Source organism: Arthrobacter sp. T572 (genome assembly GCF_056780115.1).
The window spans coordinates 4,034,741-4,057,086 of sequence record NZ_JBRAZQ010000002.1; the positions used below are offsets into that span (position 1 = coordinate 4,034,741).

Annotated in this window: 18 protein-coding genes; 14 read left to right on the top strand and 4 right to left on the bottom strand. The window is 64.6% G+C overall.

Annotated features, from left to right (window positions below; translation table 11 throughout):
• Window positions 1-30 precede the first annotated feature (30 nt).
• From ACUYMZ_RS19875 to ACUYMZ_RS19935, 13 genes are all read left to right on the top strand, one after another.
• Window positions 31-720, top strand: a complete 690-nt coding sequence (locus tag ACUYMZ_RS19875) for a peptidoglycan-binding protein (protein WP_481605521.1) — start codon at window positions 31-33, stop codon at window positions 718-720.
• A gap of 3 nt (window positions 721-723) precedes the next feature.
• Window positions 724-3,225, top strand: coding sequence for a zinc metalloprotease (locus ACUYMZ_RS19880; protein WP_481605523.1), 2,502 nt, complete (start codon window positions 724-726; stop codon window positions 3,223-3,225).
• A gap of 84 nt (window positions 3,226-3,309) precedes the next feature.
• Window positions 3,310-4,506: a substrate-binding domain-containing protein gene (locus tag ACUYMZ_RS19885; RefSeq protein WP_481605524.1), complete on the top strand. Its 1,197-nt coding sequence runs from the start codon at window positions 3,310-3,312 to the stop codon at window positions 4,504-4,506.
• A 182-nt stretch (window positions 4,507-4,688) separates the two neighbouring features.
• Window positions 4,689-5,996 carry an ABC transporter substrate-binding protein gene (locus ACUYMZ_RS19890; protein WP_481605526.1) on the top strand — a complete coding sequence of 436 codons (1,308 nt, stop codon included), beginning with the start codon at window positions 4,689-4,691 and terminating at the stop codon, window positions 5,994-5,996.
• A 64-nt stretch (window positions 5,997-6,060) separates the two neighbouring features.
• Window positions 6,061-6,981, top strand: a complete 921-nt coding sequence (locus ACUYMZ_RS19895) for a carbohydrate ABC transporter permease (RefSeq protein ID WP_481605528.1) — start codon at window positions 6,061-6,063, stop codon at window positions 6,979-6,981.
• A complete protein-coding gene (locus ACUYMZ_RS19900; RefSeq protein ID WP_481605530.1) occupies window positions 6,978-7,931 on the top strand; it encodes a carbohydrate ABC transporter permease in 954 nt (317 codons plus the stop codon). The genes ACUYMZ_RS19895 and ACUYMZ_RS19900 overlap by 4 nt, the downstream gene beginning before the upstream one ends.
• Window positions 7,928-8,932: a hydroxyacid dehydrogenase gene (locus ACUYMZ_RS19905; protein WP_481605532.1), complete on the top strand. Its 1,005-nt coding sequence runs from the start codon at window positions 7,928-7,930 to the stop codon at window positions 8,930-8,932. The genes ACUYMZ_RS19900 and ACUYMZ_RS19905 overlap by 4 nt, the downstream gene beginning before the upstream one ends.
• A 919-nt stretch (window positions 8,933-9,851) precedes the next feature.
• A complete protein-coding gene (locus tag ACUYMZ_RS19910; protein ID WP_481605534.1) occupies window positions 9,852-11,138 on the top strand; it encodes an ABC transporter substrate-binding protein in 1,287 nt (428 codons plus the stop codon).
• An 86-nt stretch (window positions 11,139-11,224) separates the two neighbouring features.
• Complete coding sequence (locus ACUYMZ_RS19915) at window positions 11,225-12,112, top strand: carbohydrate ABC transporter permease (RefSeq protein ID WP_426004747.1); 888 nt, start codon at window positions 11,225-11,227, stop codon at window positions 12,110-12,112.
• A complete protein-coding gene (locus ACUYMZ_RS19920) occupies window positions 12,112-13,146 on the top strand; it encodes a carbohydrate ABC transporter permease (protein ID WP_481605536.1) in 1,035 nt (344 codons plus the stop codon). Before ACUYMZ_RS19915 ends, ACUYMZ_RS19920 begins: the two co-directional genes overlap by 1 nt.
• Window positions 13,147-13,233: 87 nt before the next feature.
• Window positions 13,234-14,274 (top strand): LacI family DNA-binding transcriptional regulator, encoded by a 1,041-nt coding sequence (locus tag ACUYMZ_RS19925; RefSeq protein WP_481605939.1) that lies wholly within the window; start codon window positions 13,234-13,236, stop codon window positions 14,272-14,274.
• Between the two features lie 41 nt (window positions 14,275-14,315).
• Window positions 14,316-15,899: a glycoside hydrolase family 32 protein gene (locus ACUYMZ_RS19930; protein ID WP_481605538.1), complete on the top strand. Its 1,584-nt coding sequence runs from the start codon at window positions 14,316-14,318 to the stop codon at window positions 15,897-15,899.
• A 79-nt stretch (window positions 15,900-15,978) separates the two neighbouring features.
• Window positions 15,979-17,346: a NosD domain-containing protein gene (locus ACUYMZ_RS19935; RefSeq protein WP_481605941.1), complete on the top strand. Its 1,368-nt coding sequence runs from the start codon at window positions 15,979-15,981 to the stop codon at window positions 17,344-17,346.
• Between the two features lie 31 nt (window positions 17,347-17,377).
• Here the strand turns inward: ACUYMZ_RS19935 and ACUYMZ_RS19940 are convergent, their stop codons facing one another.
• Window positions 17,378-17,842, bottom strand: coding sequence for a phage tail protein (locus ACUYMZ_RS19940; protein ID WP_481605539.1), 465 nt, complete (start codon window positions 17,840-17,842; stop codon window positions 17,378-17,380).
• A 154-nt stretch (window positions 17,843-17,996) separates the two neighbouring features.
• Here ACUYMZ_RS19940 and ACUYMZ_RS19945 point away from each other — a divergent pair, with 154 nt between their 5' ends.
• Entirely contained in the window at window positions 17,997-19,226 is a 1,230-nt protein-coding gene (locus ACUYMZ_RS19945) for a GAF domain-containing sensor histidine kinase (protein ID WP_481605541.1), read from the top strand.
• 232 nt (window positions 19,227-19,458) lie between these two features.
• Here ACUYMZ_RS19945 and ACUYMZ_RS19950 read toward each other — a convergent pair whose 3' ends face one another.
• The 3 genes from ACUYMZ_RS19950 to ACUYMZ_RS19960 all read right to left on the bottom strand — a co-directional run bounded on the left by ACUYMZ_RS19950 (window position 19,459) and on the right by ACUYMZ_RS19960 (window position 22,335).
• Window positions 19,459-20,925, bottom strand: a complete 1,467-nt coding sequence (locus ACUYMZ_RS19950; protein ID WP_481605543.1) for a serine/threonine-protein kinase — start codon at window positions 20,923-20,925, stop codon at window positions 19,459-19,461.
• Window positions 20,926-21,243: 318 nt separating this feature from the next.
• A complete protein-coding gene (locus ACUYMZ_RS19955) occupies window positions 21,244-21,987 on the bottom strand; it encodes a GAF and ANTAR domain-containing protein (RefSeq protein ID WP_481605545.1) in 744 nt (247 codons plus the stop codon).
• Between the two features lie 54 nt (window positions 21,988-22,041).
• Window positions 22,042-22,335: a hypothetical protein gene (locus ACUYMZ_RS19960; RefSeq protein WP_481605546.1), complete on the bottom strand. Its 294-nt coding sequence runs from the start codon at window positions 22,333-22,335 to the stop codon at window positions 22,042-22,044.
• Window positions 22,336-22,346: the final 11 nt, after the last annotated feature.

Here is a 22,346-nt window from a genome sequence, read left to right on the forward strand (position 1 = left end):
GGGCCGGCCGGTGCCGGAGAGGAGCTGAACGTGAGTAACGAACAGGATCTGCCCCCGCTGACCGACGACGAATTGCTGCAGCAGCAAAGCACCGCCCTCCCAGACAAGGAGGTAGCGTCCGTGTTGGACCTGAACGCGGATCTCGACCTCGCCATCGACGCCGCCGCGCCGATCGACCTCGCTGTAGCGGCCAACGCCAACGTCGCGGCACCCATCGATGCCGCTGCCGCAGCAAACATCCTTTCCTTCGGTTCCGAGGCCCAGGCGCTGTCCGATCAGGGTGTCCTTATTGACCAGAACATCGCCGCCGACGCCGCAGCTGAATCAGCCCAGGACAGCGCGATCGACCAAGGCAATGACACGATCGACGGCGGGACCACCGCCGCGCCAACCGGTGACGACGCCGCTGCACCGGCTGGCGACACCGACGGGACCACTGACCTCGGCGCCCTCCCCACCGACCCAACAGCAGCCCTGGACGGCGACCTGCTGAACGTCAACGTGGACCTGGACGCCGATGCGGATATCGCCGCGCCGATCAACGGTGCTGTCGCCGCAAACGCGAACGTGGCAGCGCCGATCGACGCAGCCGTGGCGGCCAACATCGGCTCCATCGACAGCAGCGCCACTGCCGTGTCGCAGCAGGACGCCATCATCAACCAAAACATCGAAGGCGAAGCGACAGCCAACGCCAACCAGCAGTCCGACCTGCAGCAGTAGCCCATGAGGATCGCCGACGGCGGGCCGTCCACCACGGGCGGCCCGCCTCACACCTCCGCGCTGCCCGGAGAAAATGCGCTGCCCGAAAAACAACAGCCTGACCTGGCGAATGTGCCGGAGCTGCCCGTCCTGGCCGATGGTGTGCAGTTGCTGGGTGAGACGAAGGGTTCGGGCTACCGCGAACCGCCGTCGCTGGTCCGGCGCGCTGACGGCCAGGTCCTGCAACTGACCAGTTTGCTGTTCATGGTGCTCGAGGCTTCCAACGGCACCCGGACGCTGGACGAGATCGCCGCGGAGGTGACGCCCCGGTTCGGCAAACACGTCGCCGCAGGAAATGTGGCCGCCCTGATGGCCTCCCACCTTCTGCCCCTGGGGCTGCTCCAGTTGGCCGACGGCTCCCAGCCCGGGTTGAAGCGGGCCGACCCCCTGCTGGGCATGCGGTTCCGCTTCACCGTGACCGACCCGTCCATGACGCGGCGGTTGACCACACCCTTCGCCATCCTGTTCCATCCCTTCATCGTCTTCGCCGTCACGGCAGCCTTCCTGGCCGCATGCTGGTGGGTTCTGATGGTCAAGGGACTCGCCTCGGCAACACACAACGCCTTTGACAATCCGGGACTCCTGCTGCTGGTGTTCTGCGTAACCATCGTCTCGGCCGGGTTCCACGAGTTCGGCCACGCTGCCGCCGCCACCCGTGGCGGGGCCGTTCCAGGGAGGATGGGGGCCGGGTTGTACCTGGTGTGGCCCGCCTTCTTTACGGACGTGACCGATTCCTACCGGCTGGGCCGCGGCGGCCGCCTGCGGACGGACCTGGGCGGCCTTTATTTCAATGCCATCACTGCGGTGGGCATCATGGCAGTGTGGTTCCTGACCCACGACGACGCGTGGTTGCTGGTGATTGTCACCCAGGTACTGCAGATGGTGCGTCAGCTCCTGCCGCTGCTCAGGTTCGACGGTTACCACATTTTGGCTGATGCCACCGGGGTTCCCGACCTCTTCCACCGCATCAAGCCCACGCTCCTGGCATTGCTTCCCAGGCACAGGAAAAACCCGGAGGCACAAGCGCTGAAGCCGTGGGCCCGGGCCGTGGTCAGCGTGTGGGTGCTGGTGACAGTGCCCCTCCTGGTCATCAGCCTCCTGCTGCTGGTTGTTGCCCTGCCCCGGCTGCTAGGAACTGCGTGGGCAAGCGCCACGGGCCACTATGCTTCACTGGCCGAACGCGCGGCCAACGGCGACCTCGCCGGTGCTGGTGCGCAGGTGCTCGCGCTCTTGGCCATCGCCCTGCCCATTGCGGGAATCAGCTACATGCTGGTGCGCCTGCTGCGCCAGTTCCTTCGAGGCTTGTGGCGCAAAACCCGGGGGAAGGCAGGCCAACGCGCCGTGGCACTGGTGGCTGTCGCAGCAGTAGCTGCCGGACTTGCCTGGGCATGGTGGCCGGCTCCAGGCACCTATACGCCAGTGAGGCCCTATGAGCGCGGAACACTCCTGGACGCCGCTCCCGCCATCTCGTCTGCTGCCGGCCCGGCCGGGTTGTCAGAGGGCAGGCCCGGCCAGACAGTGACCCTGTGGCCGGAGGGGCTGTCGTTGCCTACACGCGACAACCCCCAGCTCAGCCTGATCCTGGTACCCCGGACCGGCACGGCACAGACCGGCAGCGTGTCCCCCGGCCCGGGTGCCGGCGCCGAAAGCCGCGTGCCGCCGTCGTGGGTTTTCCCTTTCGACAAACCGCAGGCGCCAGAAGCGGACGGCAACCAGGCACTGGCCGTCAACACCACGGACGGCTCTGTTGTCTACGACGTGGCCTTCGCCCTGGTCTGGGCGGACGGCACAAAAGCTGTGGACACAACCAACGAAGCGTATGCCTTCGCGTCCTGCGCCGGATGTGCTGCCATTGCGGTGGGCTTCCAAGTGGTGCTGGTCCTGGGGCAGGCCGATGTGGTGGTGCCCCGGAACCTGTCCGCCGCGGCCAACTACGGCTGCCTTTCCTGCGTCACGTACGCGCTGGCCAGTCAACTGGTGCTGACCCTGGACGGCCCGCTCAGCCCGGAAGGCATGTCCACGCTGGAAACCCTGTGGCAGGAGATCGCCGAATTCGGACGGAACCTCCGCAACGTTCCCTTGTCCGAGCTGCAGTCCCGCCTCTCCGCTTACAAGGACCGGATCGCGCAGCTCATCCGGTCCGACCCCGGCGCTGGCGGAACACCTGCATCCGACGGCACTGCCTCGCCAACCAATCCGCACACGACGCCATCACAGGCCCCTTCACAGGGACCGGGAACCGGTACAGCACTTCCGCCCCAACCCTCGTCTGCTGCGCCGGCCTCGCCTGCGGCGTCGGCCTCGCCCGCGCCTGCTGTCCCCGCATCCACGGCCGTGCCGTCACCAGCACAACCCCAGCCAGCCCCTTCAGTGAGTGCCCCGCCAGCCATCACCCCCGCCCCGTCTCCTTCCCAGGCTCCGGCAGGAGCAGGACCAACCACGCCGGCCCCGGGCACGGGCGGCTAGGCGCGGCCCTCCCCAGCACTCCGTCCTGTTGTAGGCAATAATGAACAACTGAACACAAGTGAACGATCCCTGCGGAGGCCACCAATGTTGTCCGAGGACCGCCAACAGCTCATCCTGCGGGAACTGGCCCTGCACGGGTCCGTCAATGCCGCCGAATTCGCCGCCAAGCTGGGGACGTCCGGCATGACGGTGCGGCGGGACCTGGCCCTGCTGGCCGAACAGGGGCTGCTGGAGCGGGTCCATGGCGGAGCAGTTCCCCCGGGTGGCCGGGCCATCTCCAGCGGGGCACCCTCCAGCGGAGCGCCTTCCAGCGGCGCGCATCCCGCCGGGGCGCCCTCCAGCGCCGCGCTTTCCAACTGGGCGCCCTCCCCCGGCACCGGGGCCGTCCGCAAAACCTCGTGGCGGCCGGGCGGAAGGAGGCCGTTGGCGACGATCGGGATGATCGTGCCATCGGCGTCGTACTACTTCCCCGGGGTGATCCGCGGTGCCGAGGCCGCAGCGCAGGAGGCGGGCGTCCGCCTGGTCCTGGGCGTCTCCAACTATTCGGAGGCAGAGGAGCAGCGGCAGTTGCGACGCTTGTACGACCACGGCGTGGACGGCATCCTCATCACGCCCAGTGCAACGTCCCTGGCCGGCACGGAGACGCTGGAACTGCTGGCCCAGGCGGAGGTTCCCGTGGTGGTGGTGGAGCGGTCCATCGACAACGCGCTGGACCATGGCCGCTTGGAAGCAGTCCGGAGCGACCACGTCCGCGGCGCCGAGATCGCGGTTAACCACCTCCTCGGGCTCGGCCACCAGCGGATCGCCTTGTGCCTGCGGGAAAACAGCCCCACGGCCCCACCGCTGATCGAAGGCTTCCACCTCGCCTTGGAGCGTGCAGGCAAGCCGCGCGACGATTCCATGGTCCGCACCATGACGCGCGCCCAAAACGATCCGCAGGCCCATCGGTTGATGGTGGGCGGCATCCTCGACTGGTGCGCCGCTTCCGGGGTCACCGCGGCGCTGGTCCATACGGATGAAGACGCCCTCCAGTTCGCCAGCGTGTGCCAGGAGCGGGACCTTGCCGTTCCGGGCAAGTTCGCCATTGTGGCCTACGACGACGAAATTGCGGCTTTGGGGGCCGTTCCCCTCACAGCGGTGGCACCACCAAAGTACGACGTCGGCCACCAGGCTTTGGTGATGTGCCTCAACAGGTTGGGGGTCCGTCGCGGCAGCACCAGCGCCCTCCAGCGCGTCAACCTGTCACCCGCACTTGTGGTCAGGGACTCGACGGAACCCTAGCCCGCGAGCTGGCTGTTTGTGCTCCAGGTTGCCATCGAGCGTCAGCTCAGCGAGCCGCGCCGGGTTGTTCACTTCTGTTTACTTCATTGCTCATGTTCACTTTTGAGTATTGCATGGTGCTCAGTCACAACGTGCCTAGAGCACACCACGACTTCGCATCGTGAACTTCAAAGGAGAACAGAATGAAGCGTCGCCAGCTTCTGCTTGGGGCGGCCGGCCTGATGGCCAGTGCCGCCTTGGTAACCGGATGCGGCAGCACCCCGGCCGCCGCACCCACCCCAACACAGGACCCGTCCGGAAACATCACGTTCTGGTCCTCGTTGGCCGGGATGGACAAGGTCGCCGAGGCCTTCAACGCCAGCCAGGACAAGATCAAGGTCACATTCGAAACAGTGCCGAACGGGGCGGCAGGCGGCTATGCCAAGCTGTCAACCGCCATCACAGCCGGCAACGGCCCGGACGTCGCCACGATCGAGTACGCCCAGCTTCCGCAATTTGTCAGCAACGGCCAACTCCAGCCGCTGGATGGCCTGATCGACAAGTCTGCAACCGTGGACAAGCTGACCGATGGAACCAAGTCCCTGGTGCAGCTGGGCGACCAGACCTACGCACTCCCCTACGACGCGGCCCCCATGATCATGTGGTACCGGAAAGACATGCTGGACAAGGCCGGCGTCGGAGTTCCCTCCACCTGGGAGGAGTTCGAGGAGGCGGGCCGCAAGATCAAGGCCGTCGCGCCGGAAGCCCATTTGGCCAGCTTCAACCCCAACGAGGCAACCCTAACGGCCGCTTTGTCCTGGCAGGCCGGCGCCAAGTGGTTCGGTACCGAGGGCGACAGCTGGAAGGTTGGCATCAACGACGAAGCCACGCGGAAGGTCGGCGCGTATTGGCAGAAGCTGATCGACCAGAAGATCGTCAAGGTCCAGCAGTCCTTCAGTGACGAATGGTCGGCAGATTTGGCAAGTGGCGCCGTCGTGGGTGTCCTGGGAGCCAATTGGAGCGCCACCGGCATCCAAAAGCGGACCGAAGCCAGCGGCCAGAAGGGCCAGTGGATCGCAGCGGAAGTTCCCCATTGGGGCACCCCGGCAGACGCCTTCTACGGTGGATCCAGCTTCAATATCACCAAGAGCAGCAAGAACCCCGCCGCTGCCGCGAAGTTCATCGAGTACCTGGCCACCAGCCCTGATGCGATCAAGGCCAGGGGTAACACCGGGTCGGCATACCTGGCCTTCCCCGGACTCACGCCCGTGGCGCAGGAAGCATTCGACGCCAGCTTCTTCGGAAACGATATTTACGAGGTCTTCGACAAGGCCTATTCCACGATCATTCCGGGCTGGCAGTGGGGTCCCAACTGGGACATCACCAACACCGCCCTCAAGGACGCCTACGCCAAGCTGACCACCGGCGGAAAAGTCGTCGACGCCGTCCAAACCGCGCAAACCGCCACGGTGGCCGGACTCAAGCAGAACGGCCTCTCCGTCAAGGAGTAGGCCCGCGCGGCAAGGTGGCTTCCCCACTCCCGGGGAAGCCACCCCGCCGGCGAGGAGATAAACAATGGCACACACCAAAGCGCCCCCTGCATCGCGGGCCATGGCCGGAACCGGCGGCCGGACCGCAGCCCTGTTCCTGGTTCCCTTCTTCAGCGTGTTCACCCTGGCCATGTTGGCACCGGTGGTCTACTCGATCGTCCTCAGCTTTTACGCCCAGCAGAAGTCGGGCCTGGGCTTCGGCGAGGCAAAGACCACGTTCGTTGGCCTGGAGAACTACCTTCAGGTCCTTCAGTCCGAAAGTTTCGTGGGCGGCATCGGCCGGCTCGCGCTGTACTGCCTGCTGTACATCCCGTGCATGGTGGGCGGCGCCCTGGCCTTCGCGCTCCTGCTGGATTCCGCCGTCGCGCGGGCCAGGAAGCTGTTCCAGCTGCTGGTGTTCCTCCCCCACGCCGTGCCGGGAGTCATTGCGGCCCTCATCTGGGCCTACCTCTACACCCCCGGCGTCAGCCCGATCGTCTCGGTCCTGGAGGGCGGCGGAATCTCCCTGAATTTCCTGGACAACCACATGATCCTGCCGTCCATTGTGAATATCGCCGTATGGGAGTGGACGGGATACAACGTGATCATCCTTTTCACCGCGCTCCAGGCCGTGCCCCGCGAAATCCTGGAAGCCGCCCGGGTGGACGGGGCCGGGGAAATCCGGGCTGCCTTGTCCATCAAGCTGCCCCTGATCCTGCCGGCCTTGAGCGTGATCATGCTGTTCACCATCATCGGAACCCTGCAGCTGTTCACCGAGCCGTCCATCATCTCCAAGGCCACAGCCTCCGTCACCAGCACCTGGGTGCCCAATATGTGGGCCTATGATGCCGCGTTCAACCGGCACAACCTGAACCAGGCCGCAGCAGCATCGATCATCATCGCGCTCATGGCCGCCGTGCTGTCCTGGGCCGTGACCCGCTTCAGCTCAAGGATGAACAAGGCATGAGCACCTCCACTCCTACCCGCCCCACGGGCATACCCGGCTCCGGAAGCACAGTTGGTCCGCGCGGACCGCACCGCAGCGGCAGGACCGGCCGGCTCCGGACCCACAAGGTCCGTCCGGGGGCGTTCGCCAGTGCCTTTACCGTCAACGCGCTCCTGCTCCTCGGGTGCGCCTACATGGTCCTCCCTGTTCTGTGGTTGTTCTTTGCCTCCACCAAGAACGCCTCCGACCTCTACGCGACGGCTGCCTACGCCTTCGGGCAGCCAGCGTTCTTCGACAACGTCAGCGCTGTCATCACACAGGACGGCGGCATGTTCCTCCGCTGGATGGCCAACTCGATGTTCTATGCAGCGTTCGGGGCTGTTTTCGGCGGGCTGATCTCGGTCATGGCCGGGTATGCGTTCGACAAATTCCAGTTCCGCGGCAAGGACTCATTCTTTGGGGTGGTCCTGGTGGGCGTCCTGATCCCCAACACAGCAACCGTGCTGCCCATGTACCTCCTGGCCTCGGTCTTCGGGATCACCAACACCATCTGGGCCATCCTGATCCCGGTCCTGTGCAACCCGTTCGGCGTGTACCTGGCAAGGGTCTACTCGGCGGCGTACGTTCCGGCGGAAACCCTGGAAGCAGCCCGGGTGGATGGTGCCGGGCCGATCCGTTCCTTCTTCTCCCTGGGACTGCCGATGATGATGCCCGGCTACATCACCATCGCGCTCTTCCAGTTCGTCGGCGTCTGGAACAACTTCATGCTCCCGCTCGTCATGTTGCAGGACCAGCAACTGCTTCCTGTCAGCGTCGGCATCTCCATCTGGCAGGGGTACTCCGTCCCGCAGCCGGAGTTCACGCCCATGGTGATCACCGGCTCGCTGCTCTCGGTCATTCCGCTGTTGGTAGCTTTCATCATGCTGCAGCGCTTCTGGAAATCCGGCCTCACCGCAGGGAGCGTCAAGTGACACTGAAAGTGGCCCTGGCCATGCCGGCACACACGGCACGCGCCGTCTTCCCGGCCCGCAGCCTGAATCCGCTGGAGCCCTCGCTCACCCTCCTGAGCCGGGACCCCCTCCAGGATTTCCGCACCCAGCGGGCGCAAGCTGTCCTGCGGGAAACCGACATCCTCCTCACCGGCTGGGGCTGCCCGATGATCGATGATGACGTACTGGATCACGCGCCACAGCTTAAATACGTCCTTCACGCCGCCGGAAGCGTGAAACACCACATCGGTGCCGCGTGCTGGGAGCGCGGCATCCAGGTCAGCTCGGCCGCGGATGCCAACGCCATCCCCGTTGCCGAGTACACAGTGGCCATGATCGTCCTGGCCAACAAGCGCGTCCTCCAGATTGCCCGCGTGCTGCATACCACCCACGCGGAGGTCCTCCCGGAACAGCTTTTCCCGGACATGGGCAACTACCGCAAGCGCGTTGGGATCATCGGTGCCTCCAGGATTGGCCGGCATGTCATCCGGCTCCTGCGCGACTACGAGCTGGACATCGTGGTGGCGGATCCGTACCTCACCGAGGCTGAGGCCGGTGCTCTCGGCGTCGAACGCGTGAGCCTGGACCAGCTCGTGGCGACGTCAGACATCGTGAGCCTCCACGCGCCGTCGTTGCCGTCCACCAGGAACCTGATCGATGCGGAGCTGATCCGGCGGTTGCGTTCCGGGGCCACTTTCATCAACACAGCCCGCGGCGAGTTGGTGGACCAGGATGCACTGCTGGCCCGGATTCAACGCGGGGACCTGTACGCAATCCTGGATGTCACTACACCATGGGTGCTCCCCTCGGATTCGGCGTTCTACACCCACCCCAATGTCCTGCTGACACCGCACGTAGCAGGGTCGTTGGGCAATGAACTGGAGAGAATGGCGTCGAGTGCCGTGGCCGAAGCACTCCGCCTGGCACGCGGCGAACCTCTGCGGTTCCCGGTGCGGGCGGAGGACCTCGCCTTTACTGCCTGACGGTCCGGGCGGAACGCACGACGGCGGCTGTCACCAGGGCGGAAACCCGCGGTGTGCGTCTTGTCCTCCTTGACGTTCTTCCTGATTCGCCGGTCGGATTACGTAGTGTAGGCGCACCCCTTGCGGAACGCAGCGCACCCATTCCCGCCCTACGCACCCCTTCGTGGAGTGCAGCGCACCCTTTGCCGCCCCATGCACCCAGGATTATGGGTGCGATCGGCGCACACGGGTGCGGCCCACGTCGGTCATCCCGGGGTACGGGTGCGATCGGTGCAAACGGACGCGCAGCCAAAGTTGCAGGCGCACCCGCTTCCGCCAGGCGCACCCCTTCGTGGAATGCACTGCGCCCTTTCCCGCCCCATGCACCCAGGATGACGGGTGCGATCGGCGCACACGGGTGCGGCCCACGTCGGTCATCCCGGGGTACGGGTGCGGTGCAAACGGACGCGCAGCCAAAGTTGCAGGCGCACCCGCTTCCGCCAGGCGCACCCCTTCGTGGAGTGCAGCGCACCCTTTGCCGCCCCATGCACCCCTTCGTGGAGTGCACCGCGCCCTTTCCCGCCCCATGCACCCAGGATTATGGGTGCGATCGGCGCAAACGCGTGCGGCCCACGTCGGTCATCCCGGCGTACGGGTGCGATCGGCGCAAACGGGCGCGGTCCACCGAGCCACGTGCCAAACAAATGCCAAATCAGCCAATCTGTGCCAAAACGATTTGCTGTTCAGCGCCGATCACTCTAGAACCAGAAAATCCCCGCCGTCAAGGGGTCGAAAATTTTCTGCGAACACCGTTGACACATCCGCCCACCCAGCCCTAGTGTCAATGCCAAGTCGTTTTGGCAAAACGATTTTTCAAAGCCAAAAGCAATCCCCACCATCTCTCTGCAATTTCCGTTCAAGAGAAAGTGAGTCGACAGCGATGTCCACTCGAAAGACCATCTCCAAGCTCGTCACCCTTGGCGGGCTGTGCACCGCCGTCGCACTCGTTGCCACCGGTTGTGGCGCCGGCGGTCCTGCGCCCTCGTCCAGTGGATCCGGCGGCTCAGGTTCGATCAATGTCCTGGTGGAAGCCGGCGGCCATGCCGAGCTCACCGGCGTAGCCGAACAATGCAAGAAAGACGCCGGCGTCGAGGTCAACTTTGTCGAACTCCCTTACGACGGCATGTTCAACCGCCTCTCCAGCGAGTTCTCCTCCGGCAACGTCTCCTTCGACGTGGCCGCCCTGGACTCCGTGTGGCTTCCGAGCTTCAAGGACGCCGTCCAGCCCATCGACGAGCTCTTCACCGACGAGGCTAAGAAGGACATCTTCCCGGCCCTGGTGAAGGAAGCCAACGTGGACGGCCACTTCATCGGCATGCCGGCCTGGACCAATGCCGAGATCATCCTGTACCGCAAGGACCTGTTCGAGGACGCCAAGAACAAGGCTGACTTCCAAGCCAAGTACGGCTACGAATTGGCGGCCCCCAAGACCTGGAAGCAGTACCAGGACATCTCCGAATTCTTCACCAAGGACGGCATGTTCGGCACGGACGTCAAGGGTGCCGTGGAAACCGAATGGCTGGCCCACGTGCTCCAGGCCGGGTCCCCCATGGTGTTGGACAAGGACAACAACGTAGTCATCGACAATGCCGCCCACAAGGAAGCCCTGGACTTCTACGTAAGCCTCACTAAGTCCGCTCCGAGCGGTGCAGCACAGGTCGACTGGGCAGCAGCGCAGAACCTGTTCAACCAGGGCAAGACAGCCATGACGCGCTTCTGGGCCCACGCCTACCGCCAGATCCCCGCCGATTCCCCGGTTGCAGGAAAAGTGGGTGCCGCAGCGATGGTTGGCGGCAGCGCCGGCGTCGCGGGTGTTCCGGGACCGTGGTACCTGTCCGTTCCCAAGGCGACCAAGAACACCGAGGCCGCCAAGAAGTTCGTGAAGTGCGCCTACGACCACAACAGCTCGGGCATCGACTCCAAGCTCGGTCTCGCGTCCCGCATCAGCGCCTTCCAGAAGTACCAGGACCAGCCTGGCTACGAGAGCTTCAAGCCCCTGATCGAAACGCTCAACGCTCCAGCGACGGCTACCCGTCCGGCAACGGCCAAGTGGCAGCAAATCGTTGACACCGTCCTGGTCCCGCTGCTGCAGAAGGCAGTGGCCGGCGGGGACACCTCCGCCCTCCTGGCAGATGCCAAGAAGCAGATCCAGGACCTCCTCAAGTAAGACTCCGCGGCCGGCACCGCCCGAATCCAAGGACAGTGCCGGCCGCGGCACCAAGAAGCAATAACAACCCAGCAGAAAAGAAAACCGTGCGTATCTCCGATCGCCGCTTTGCCCTCTTCCTGATGACGCCTGCGGCCCTGTTCCTGGCCGTTTTCGTCGCCTACCCGCTGTTCCGCCTGGTGGCTGACAGCTTCTTCAAGATCTCGCCCATCGCCGGCGGTCCCCGCGACTTCGTGGGCTTCCAGAACTACGTCACGGCTTTCACGTCCGAAGCCTTCACCAGCGCGGGCTGGCGGACCCTCGCCTACACGGTGGTGGTAGTGACCCTCGAGTTCGCGCTCGGGCTCGGCATGGCGTTGCTGTTCACCGCTTTGGGCAAGAAGTCCCAGATCTGGCGGACCGTCTTCCTCTACCCGCTGATGATCGCCCCGATCGTGGCCGGCCTGCTGTGGAAGTTCCTGATGATCGACAACTTCGGCCTCATCGGAACCCTCCTCCATCAGGCGGGGATCCTCTCGGACCCGAACCAGATCGGCTGGCTGTCCGACCCAAGCATCGTGCTGTTCTCGGTGGCCATCCCGGATATCTGGCTCACTACGTCCTTCATGTGCCTGGTGCTCTTCGCGGGCCTCCAGAACATCCCCGGCGACCTGATCGAGGCAGCCCGCCTTGACGGTGCCCGAGCCCCGGCGCTCCTGTTCCGGATCATCATCCCGCTCCTGCGGCCTGTGATCGCCGTGGCGCTGGTGGTCCGTGGAATCGACGCCGCGAGGGCCTTCGACACCATCCTCATCCAGACCAACGGCGGCCCGCAGTCGGCCTCCGAGACCATGAGCCTGCTGATCTACCGCACCATGATCCGCTTCGGCGATCCGGGCCTGGCGAGCGCCATGGGCACCATCTACCTCCTCGCGATGCTCGCCGTCGCCTTCTTCGCGGTGGCCACCATTTGGCGGCCAGGAAAGGACAGCTGATGAGCACCGCAGAGTCCACGTACGACGGCGGCAGGCGGGGTCCTGCTTCTGTCCCACCGCAGCGCGGCAACGGAATCGCCACACGGGTCGCCGTGGCGAAGCACCCCCGCGAAACCGCCGTAAACACCGGGCCCGGGCTGCCGGCGTCGAACGTTTCCGATGCGCAGCCGCCCCGAAGGCGGCGCGGGGTCAACCGGGAAGGCCTGGAAGCAGGCCGCCGCAGCACCCGGACCATCCTGTGGATCCTGTTGGCCGCGGCCATGGTGCTGTATGGCTTCCCGTTCCTGTACCTGCTGTTTACCTCGTTCAAGACGCCGATCGACACCATCGCCGTCCCTCCGACCATCCTGCCCAAGGAATGGACGCTGGAGAACTACGTGAACGCGCTGGGCCGGGGCGGGGTGGTGGCGTCGTTCATCAACAGCATCCAGACGGCCGTGATCAGCACGTTGCTGTCCTTGGTCCTGGCCATACCTGCGGCCTACGGCATCACCCGCTACAAGACACCGAGTGGCCGGGTGTTCATCATGGCCGCCTTGGTGACCCGTATGGTTCCGCCGGTGGCGATCGGTATCCCGCTGGCGTCCATGATGGCATCGGTGGGCTTGGCCGACACGCCCATTGCCTTGTCGATCGCGCACACCACCATCTCCCTGCCCCTGTCCATCTGGCTGATGTCCAGCTTCTTCGAAGCCGTCCCCCAGGACCTGGAAGAAGCGGCCACCGTGGATGGCTGCAGCCGGTTGGGCGCCCTCTGGCGGGTGGTGATCCCGGTGGTCTCGGGCGGCATTGCGGTGACGGCGATCTTCGCCTTCCTGGCGTCATGGAACGAGTTCCTGTTCGCACTGCTCATGACCGCCATCCGTTCGCAGACCACGCCCGTGGTGATCGCCAACTTCCAAACGCAGTTCGGGCTCGACTGGGGTTCCATGACGGCCCTCGCGGCCGTGTACTCGATCCCGGTCATCCTGTTGACCCTGCTGCTGCAACGGAAGATCGTGGCGGGCATGACGCTTGGCGCGGTCAAGGGCTGACTCCTGCACGGCCAGCACACCGACAACGAAGTAGCCTACTGATAGCCCCACCCGGGCATCACAAACCATAAGGACGTGGCAGAGAAGATGAGCAACAAGAACATCGGTATCAAGGACGTGGCCGTCGCCGCCGGTGTCTCCGTCACGACTGTCTCGCACGTCCTCAACGAGGTCTCCTATGCCCGGGTCAGCCCCGAAACCAGGGACAAGGTCCGGTCCGCGGCCGAGCAGCTCGGCTACGGACCCAACCGCCTTGCCCAGGCACTGCGAACCCAAAGGACCGGCATGCTGGGGCTGGTCAGCGAAGAAATCGCCACCACGCCCCACGCAGGCCGGATCATTCTCGGCGCGGACGAGGCTGCCAAGGCCCGGGGTTACAACCTCATGATCATCAACACGCCGGGCTCGGCCAGCCTCGAATCCCGGCAAGCTGATGTGCAGGCGTTGCTGGAGCGGCGGGTGGACGGCATCCTCTACGCCACCATGTATCACCGGAATGTGGACCTGCCATCGAACCTTGGCAGCGTACCGTCCGTCCTGGTGGACTCGGTGGCCACGGGAGGGAACATCACGGCCGTGATCCCCGATGAGGCGGGAGGTGCGCGTGCCGCCGTCGGCGCTTTGCTGGAGGCGGGCCACACCAAGGTGGGCTTCATCAACAACACCGACGACGTTCCTGCCACCCGCGAGCGCCTCCAGGCTTTCCGGGCCATGCTCACCGAAGCAGGGCTCGACGGCGGCGGCGCACCTGTGGAGTCGGAGGTCTCCGAGGTGCAGGGCGGCTATGAAGCAGCCCGCCGGATCCTGTCCCGCGAGGACCGGCCTACCGCATTGTTCTGCTACAACGACCGCATGGCGATGGGCGCCTACCGCGCCGCTGCGGAGCTGGGGCTTCGGATTCCCGAGGACCTCTCCGTGGTCGGCTTCGATGACCAGGAACTGATCGCCGCCAACCTCTTCCCGGGCCTCACCACTGTGGCCCTCCCCCACTACGAGATGGGTGCCTGGGCTACCGAGCACCTGATTGACGCCATCGAGGGAAAGACCGACCTGTCCCTCCTGACGCTCCACCCGACCATCCTGGGCTGTCCCCTGGTCCGCCGCGATTCCGTTGCAGCACCTCGCTAACGCCCCATTACCAACCTCAACGTCCCCAAAGGAACGCCCCCATGTCCAGCAGCCTTGATGCCGCACGCCCGGAAACAGTCCCGGGCACGGAAACCACCCCGGAGGCCACCGCCAGATTCCGGCCCGCCATCCACTTCACGGCAAGGGACACATGGCTGAATGACCCCAACGGCCTGGTTTTCCACGATGGTGAGTACCACCTTTTCTTCCAGAACAACCCCTACGGCAGCGTTTGGGGCAACATGTCCTGGGGGCACGCCACGTCCCGCGACCTGCTGCATTGGACGGAACACCCTGTGGCGATCGCCGGTGACGACACCGAGGACATTTTCTCCGGCAGCGTGGTGGTGGACCACGGCAATACGTCCGGCTTTGGCTCTTCGGAGACGCCTCCGCTGGTTGCCGTGTACACGAGCGCTTTTAAGGAGGCGTCGGCGCACCACGGAACGCAGGCCCAGTCCCTGGCCTACAGCACCGACGGCGGCATGACGTGGGAAAAATACCCAGGGAATCCCGTTTTGGCCCGGAATTCAGCGCATTTCCGCGATCCCAAGGTGTTCCGGTACCAGGGTGACTTTGACGCGTACTGGGTGATGGTCGCCGTCGAGGCCCAGCAGCAGAAGGTAGTCCTCTACCGTTCAGACGACCTCAAAACCTGGGATTTCCTCAGCGACTTTGGCCCCGCCAATGCGGACGCCGGGGAGTGGGAGTGCCCTGACCTGTTTCCCCTTCCCGTGGACGGTAATCCGGACCGCATCACGTGGGTGCTGATCGTCAACGTGAATCCCGGCGCAGTGGCGGGTGGATCCGGCGGCCAGTACTTCGTGGGCCATTTCGACGGCGCCCGTTTCGTTCCGGACCCGGGTTCAGTTGCAGCTCCTGCCGGAGTTTCAGCCATTGCCGACCCCGCAGGCCGGGCCGATGCCCTGCAGCGAAGCCTGTGGCTGGACTGGGGGCGGGACTGCTACGCCTCGGTCTCCTTCAGCAATGTCCCGGACACCCGGCGGATCATCATGGGCTGGATGAACAACTGGGACTACGCGAACGAGCTGCCCACATCGCCGTGGCGTTCGTCCATGACGTTGCCCCGGGAACTTCGGCTTATCACCGTCGATGGCTCGGCGCGGTTGGTCCAGCAGCCTGTCCTTCCCGCACAGTCCGGCGCGGGGCAGCTCATGGACCCGGGCCCCTTTGAGCTGCGGGACTCATCACTCAGGTTGCCGGACGTCGAACCGGGCAGTGCCTACGCGATCGAGGCATCCATGCACCTCGCCGGAGCTGAAGGCGCCGAATTCCTGCTCTTCGGCAGCACCGATCAGACGCAGGGCACGGTCCTGCGCTATGACACAGCGACATCGAGGCTCACCCTGGACCGCCGGCAGTCGGGCAACACCGGTTTCCACCCCAGGTTCCCGTCCGTTGAGTCAGCGCCCGTCGCACTGGACCGTGGCGTGCTCAAGCTGCTGATCGTTGCAGACCAGTGCTCAGTGGAAGTCTTTGCCCAGGACGGCAGGGTGGTCCTGACCGACCTTGTTTTCCCGGACGCCCACAGCGTGGAGAACTGGCTCACGGTCGGTGGAGGCCCGGCAACGCTGCTCAAACTCACCGTTTGGACGCTTACTTAAAGAGGGGACTACCATGACACACCAAGCCCACAGCCTGAGCCCCGCTTTCCAGGCCCGTTACCCAGAGGGAATCCGCACCATGTCCGGCAGCAACTATTACGACGTCACCACGTGGCCCGTGGGCAACCCCTTCGAGGACGTTGGCCACGTCATCAACAGCATCATCGCCGACATCAAGCAACGGCAACACGCTACGGACGTCAACGACGGCGGCAAGCCGGGGGCGGTGATCCATCTTCCGCCCGGCGACTATCGCCTGAAGACACAGGTGCTGATTGACATCAGCTTCCTCACCATCCAGGGCGCGGGCCATGGCTTCACGTCATCGAGCATCCGGTTCAACGTCCCGGGCGAGGAATGGCCTGATCTGCACGAGCTGTGGCCCGGGGGCAGCAGGATTTTGGTGGACCTTCCCGCCGGCGACGGCGTGGCGGAAGCCCAGGGAGCCGCCTTCTACGTCGAACGGAACGGCAGCCCGCGGATCAGCTCCGTCGAGTTCACCAATTTCTGCATCGACGGCCTGCATTTCAGCGCAGACGGCTCTTCCTTGCCGCCGGAGAACACCTATGTCAACGGCAAAACCGGTATCCATGTTGCCAGTGCCAACGATTCCTTCCGCATCAACGGCATGGGATTCATCTACCTGGAACACGCGCTGACCATCCACAAAGCCGATGCGCTCTCCATCCACGACAACTTCATTGCCGAATGTGGAAACTGCATCGAACTGCGCAGCTGGGGGCAGGCCTCCAAGATCACCGACAACCTGATCGGAGCAGGTTTCAAGGGCCACTCCATCTATGCGGAGAACCACGGCGGGCTCCTGGTCACTGCCAACAACGTCTTTCCCCGGGGTGCCGACAGCGTCCATCTTTCCGGCGTCACCCGGTCCAGCGTGACCAACAACCGCCTGCACTCGTTCTACCCCGGGATGGTGGTCCTGGCGGCCAACAGCTCTGAAAACCTCGTGGCCACCAACCATTTCCTGCGGGACCACGAGCCGTGGACGCCCTTCTTCGGCATCGACAACGGCCTGGACGACACCCACGGGTTGCTCACCGTCCACGGCAGCGACAACTCAGTCCTCGCCAACCACTTCTCGTTGGTCATCGACGCGGACAGCATCCGGCCGCCGGGGGCGACTCCCGTCATCATCAGGCTCACTGACGGAACCGGCAACATGGTCTCCACCAACCACGTGGTGGCGAAAGATGTCCGTGCCACATCGAGTGAGTCCTGCTTCGAAGCGCAGGTGGACGCCCTGTTGACCACCCGGACCACCCATGGCCTGGACGTGACAACAGTCCTCGTTGATCCCGGGTCGGTAAGGAACACCATCCTGGATTCCGGCACCGATGCCCAGATCATCGCGGACAGGGCAGTCAATGCGCTCCGGACCACGCCCGGCTTTGCACGCGGTGCGGACAACCCCCAGCGGCAACAGTGACGGGCAGCCCCTGCCTGCTGCCAAAAGCGGACTAGTTGTACTCGCCCTTGATCACGAAGAATGAGCCGCGGATTTCCCCGGCCAGCTTGGACTTTTGACGGGCAAACTTGAAGGTTCCGGCCAGTTCTTCCGGGACCTCCATGCCCTGGGAGAGCTTGAACCCCACGGCACGCTTGCTGCCGGGCTCGAGTCCGTACAGGACATTGATGGACAAGCCGGATTCGTAGAACACGTAGGTCCAACGGGTGCCCTCCACGTCGAAGGACGTAACTTCCAGGGGGCGGGATTCCATGACAAGGTCCCGCTCCTTGAGCACCCTGTTCACGTAGTCGACGATCTCCGGAGCCTCCTCTGCAGGTACCACCGTGAACTCGTGGTCGTACTTGTTCTTGAAGTAGCGGGCCTCGTTGGCCCGCAGTCCGGCCAAGGCCCCGGCCACTGGCGAAGACTCCAGGCCAACGGTGGAGACCTCCTGGAAATTGACGGTGTATGGCATGGTGCTCCTTTGATGGGAATCCGATGTGGTCTTCAGCCTAGGACCAGCCGTCCTGCGGCGCTTCTCGGATCCTGCTCACCTTGACCAGAGACATCGGCTGCCGGCAGGTATCATCGGCAGGGAATCCTTATGAAGCTGGGGGGACTTTACTCACATGTCGGGTGCAAGAGGGCAACTAACTTTCGCGGACGATGTCAGCCGCGACCTGGAACTGCGCGAATACGGGCTGGACCCGTCGCTTGAATCCAACCTTCTTCCCAATTCCGCCGTCCTCAGTGCCCTTCAGAACCTGGTACGGCTGGCCACCGAACTCTGTGGCGCGCCTTTTGGCGTCGTCAACATCATCAGCGCGGAGTACCAGCACCAGATCGGCGCCTGGGGAGTTGATCCCGGGGTGTGCTCACGCGAAGACTCCATGTGCGCCAAGGTTTTCCTGTCCCGTGAAAAGACGGTGGTTCCCGATGCCTCCCAGGACCCGCGCTTTGCCGACAACCCCTTTGTGACAGGCGACATCGGCAAGGTGCGCTTCTACGCCTCAGTGCCGCTGCAGACCGACTCGGGATTCGTCCCCGGCACCCTGTGCGTTTTCTCTGACAAGCCGCAGGAGCTGTTGCCCCAGCAGGTCAGCATGCTTGAGATCCTGGCCAAGCAGGTTGTTGAGCTCCTGGAACTGCAGCACCGCACGGTCCAGCTGGACCGGACCTATGCCGAGCTCAAGGACAGCAATGCCAAGCTCGCGGGATTCGCCGGCCGGGTCAGCCATGATCTCCGCATCCCGCTGACCACCATCCTTGGCTATGTGGAAATGGTGGAGGACGATCCCGATATCCAACCGGGGAGTACGCCTGCCAAGTACCTGGAACGCATTGGGGCTTCAGGACGCCGCATGCTGGCCATGTTGGAAGACGTCCTCAGCTACTCGCGGGTGGGCGGGGGTATCCACCCGGTGCGGGTGTCGCTCAAGGAAGCAACGGACGACGTCATCCGCGACCTGGGCATTGAGGAGGACGGGCTCGTCGAAGTGGATGATGTGTTCCTCCATGCAGACCGCGGCCAATTGCGGACCCTCCTCCAGAACCTGCTGACCAATGCCATGAATTACCGCAGTCCGGAGCGGGACCTGCGGATCCGGGTCAGTGGTGTCTCGAACTATCACGGAGCAACGATCTACGTGGCCGACAACGGGAAGGGGATCGACCCGGAGGATCGTGCCAAGGTCCTGGAGCCCCTGGTACGCCTGCGCCGTCCGGGAGACGGGCCGGGCAGCGGCTTGGGACTGGCCACGTGCAGCAGCATCGCGAAAGCACACGGCGGCGAACTGATGCTCCGGGAAACCCCGGGCGGTGGAACCACTGTGGCAATCAGTTTCCCGGCCGGGAGCTAGGTTCCGCGGGTCTTCTGAACGCCACCCGCGGGGCGGCTATCCCGGGCAGGAGACAAAAGTGTGGGTGGCCTGCCTACTGCCAAACAGACCACCCAGCATGCCTTCGGCTGATGCGAGACACCTTTAAGGTGTCAGCCGCGGCTCAAGAATTCCGGAAGAAAACCTCAAGATTGCCTCAAGATCAGGCTCCTTAGGATTTTCCCCTGCAGATCCTGCGCCTATACCTCGCAGGTCAGTCGCGGCCGCCGCCCTTGGCGCCTTCAGGTTTTCCGCCACCCGGCTTCGTCTCGCTCTTGCCTCCACTCTTCACGGCTGCGGGATTTCCTCCGGTGCCGCCCGGCACGGCCTCCTGGACAGGCACCTGAACCTGCTGCGCCGGGACCGGGACGGGAACCGACGCGGGCTCCGGGATGCTGGCAACCTCCGCAGCAGGAACAACCTCGGCGGACGGCACCGGGTCGGGGGCCGCGGGGACGTTATGGAGGGGCTCGGCGATCGAGACGTCGGATCCGGCCGGCTCCGTGGACTGGTCGGGCGTTCCGGAAGCGACGACTCCCTGGCTCAGCAGGGCCAGTGCCACCGGGATGGTCACGGCCGCAGCGGCAACTCCGCCCACCACCCTGGGGTGGCGCTTCCCCACCGCACCAAGGACGGCCAGGGTTCCGGTCTGCCGGTCAGGCCTGCGCCGGCGTGCCCTGCGGGTCTGCGGAGGATGCGAAGCGTGGAAGGGTTCGGCATGCACCCGCCCCGCCGAACCACCAGGCAGCGTCTCGAAGGCGACAGCCGAGCCATCCGGCACCGCCTCGAAGGCAGGAAGGATCGCGGTGCCGGAGGTTGCGTAGCTGCCGCCATTGGCCAGCATCTCTTCGACGTCCCCCGCGGCGGGGCGCAGGCCAGGGTCCATATCCGTCATGGCGCGGAGCAGGGCCGTGAGTCCACCGGGCAGGCCCTCAGGAACCTCGGGTGCCCTGTGCAGCCGGGCCGACGCGGTTTCAACCGGAGTGCCCGGGTATTCAGCCCTGCCGGTGATGCATTCCAGGAGCACCAGGCCCAGGGAGTAGATGTCGCTGGCCGGAGTCAGGTGCAGCCCTTGGGCCTGCTCCGGACTGAGGTATTGGGCCGTGCCCACAGTGAAGCCCGTGGCTGTAAGGCGGTTGTCGTCCATCACCAGGGCCACGCCGAAGTCCGCCAGCTTCACGGACTGGGCCTCACCGGATTCCTCCGAGACCAGGATGTTGGCGGGTTTGATGTCTCGGTGGATCACCCCATGCCCATGGACCTGCGCCAACGCGCCGGCAAGCTTCACGCCGATGCGGGTGGTTTCGGGCACTGTCAGTGGCCCTTCGGACAACACGGCCCGGAGGTCACGACCCTCGGCCAACTCCATCACCAGGTAGGCCCGCTCTTCATCGTTGCGGGTATCGACGCCTGCGTCGAAAGCCGCTACGAGCCCCGGGTGGTCGAAAGCGGCCAGGAGCCGCATTTCCGTTTCCTGCCGCGTTCGGAAGGATTCGTCGCCGGAACCAGGCAAAAAGAGCTTGATGGCCACGTCCCTGCCGAGCAGCAGATCCTGCGCCCGGTAAACGGTGGACATCGCTCCCCGCCCCAGGACAGGTCCCAGCCGGTAACGGTCACCGATGGTGTCGCCGTCACTGCAGCCGGGGCCGTTGAGGTCCACGGTCTGTTGATTGTCGCCCACGAATTGTCACGCCCTTCAGGCTTACCCGGGTGCTCCTGAACCCAACCACTGTTCCTTGCTTCCAGGTAACGCCGTCGATCAAACTTTCACGTTGCCGCGCGGCTGGATTGGGGGCCAACCGCTGCGGCTTGAGCATCCCTGCGTCAAAACAGCATCATCCGGATCACCAGATAAGTCATCAGGATACTTACTACTCGCCGGGGAAGGCAATGTGGGGCTGCTGAATGTTACTGGGTGGTCACCTTGGCCCGTCAACTCCGCCGCGGGCGACACCCACCGCAGGAAAACGTACGACGGCGACCTGCCGCCGTCGTGCGTTCAGTCCTCAAAGTTGGTGGCTACCGAGCCGTCGATCCGCCCGGTGATGATTTCCGCGGCGATGTCGTGGAGCTTTTGGTTCCGGTGCTGCGAGGCTTTCAGCAGGTAGCCGAAGGCGGCCTCCTGCGTGCACGAGTTCTGGGACATGATGATGCCGCACGCCAGGTCGATGGCTGTACGGCGCTCCATGGCTGCCCTGAGGTCCTGGGCCAGCAAATCCGCGGCCGCGATGCGGAGGGCAAGGCGCAGCGCCTGTCCTGCCATGTCACCAAAGACCCTGGCTTCCTCCACGGCCTCATCCGTGAAGAGGCCGGGTCCCAAGGCAAAGAAGTTCAGGGCGGCAGAGGCGTCCTCCCCCAACTCGAGGGGAATGCCCAGGACGCTCCGCGCTCCGGCAGCGCGCAGGTTCTTGACGTACCGCGGCCAGCGGCTGTCATCCTCGATATCGTTCAGAAGCACAGGTGAGTTAATGCGAAGTGCCTCCAAACAGGGGCCCTCCCCGATGGCCTGCTCAATCCCGTCCAGGAGTATCGCGTCATCGCTGCTGCCCGCGATGGTGATGGCGCGCTTGCGGCGATGAAGCGTCACGGCGCATTCGATCCGCGAGCCCGTGGCACGGCTCAAGGTGACAGCCGCATAGCGGGTAGTGCCGTCCAGAAAGCCCTTAATGTCATCGGTCCCCGACACGAGCTGGTGGAGTCTTTGGAAGTCCTCGTTCTGCTCACCCGTTTCCACGGAACCCATGCTAGTAGGACACGTATCGGCCCGAAAGGGGTCCGATTCCCGTGGCGGAGAGAGTCACTCCAGGTGCGGATCGTCGCCGCTGTCCTTAAAGACTTCACGGCTGTAACTGGCCCTCCGGCCGTCCACCCCCAGGGCGTCCAGCGACTCGTTCAACGCGTGCGCCAGCAGATCACGCTCCAGCGGCGGAAGGGTGAGGGCGCCGTAGACATAGGCCTGGACTTCAACCAGGCCCGACATCCCGCCGATGCTGAAATACTGCATCCACACATGGTCGATCTTGAGTCCTGCCGCCTCGAAGGCAGCCCTGAACGTTCCGCGCTGTTCGTCCTCGTCTCCAGGGACGGCCATCGATTCACCCC

Coding starts and splice junctions, on each gene's coding strand:
- ACUYMZ_RS19885 (WP_481605524.1), top strand. CDS start 3,310: ATGTTGTCCGAGGACCGCCAACAGCTCATCCTGCGGGAACTGGCCCTG.
- ACUYMZ_RS19925 (WP_481605939.1), top strand. CDS start 13,234: ATGAGCAACAAGAACATCGGTATCAAGGACGTGGCCGTCGCCGCCGGT.
- ACUYMZ_RS19920 (WP_481605536.1), top strand. CDS start 12,112: ATGAGCACCGCAGAGTCCACGTACGACGGCGGCAGGCGGGGTCCTGCT.
- ACUYMZ_RS19955 (WP_481605545.1), bottom strand. CDS start 21,987: ATGGGTTCCGTGGAAACGGGTGAGCAGAACGAGGACTTCCAAAGACTC.
- ACUYMZ_RS19890 (WP_481605526.1), top strand. CDS start 4,689: ATGAAGCGTCGCCAGCTTCTGCTTGGGGCGGCCGGCCTGATGGCCAGT.
- ACUYMZ_RS19935 (WP_481605941.1), top strand. CDS start 15,979: ATGTCCGGCAGCAACTATTACGACGTCACCACGTGGCCCGTGGGCAAC.
- ACUYMZ_RS19945 (WP_481605541.1), top strand. CDS start 17,997: ATGTCGGGTGCAAGAGGGCAACTAACTTTCGCGGACGATGTCAGCCGC.
- ACUYMZ_RS19895 (WP_481605528.1), top strand. CDS start 6,061: ATGGCACACACCAAAGCGCCCCCTGCATCGCGGGCCATGGCCGGAACC.
- ACUYMZ_RS19940 (WP_481605539.1), bottom strand. CDS start 17,842: ATGCCATACACCGTCAATTTCCAGGAGGTCTCCACCGTTGGCCTGGAG.
- ACUYMZ_RS19960 (WP_481605546.1), bottom strand. CDS start 22,335: ATGGCCGTCCCTGGAGACGAGGACGAACAGCGCGGAACGTTCAGGGCT.
- ACUYMZ_RS19900 (WP_481605530.1), top strand. CDS start 6,978: ATGAGCACCTCCACTCCTACCCGCCCCACGGGCATACCCGGCTCCGGA.
- ACUYMZ_RS19930 (WP_481605538.1), top strand. CDS start 14,316: ATGTCCAGCAGCCTTGATGCCGCACGCCCGGAAACAGTCCCGGGCACG.
- ACUYMZ_RS19910 (WP_481605534.1), top strand. CDS start 9,852: ATGTCCACTCGAAAGACCATCTCCAAGCTCGTCACCCTTGGCGGGCTG.
- ACUYMZ_RS19880 (WP_481605523.1), top strand. CDS start 724: ATGAGGATCGCCGACGGCGGGCCGTCCACCACGGGCGGCCCGCCTCAC.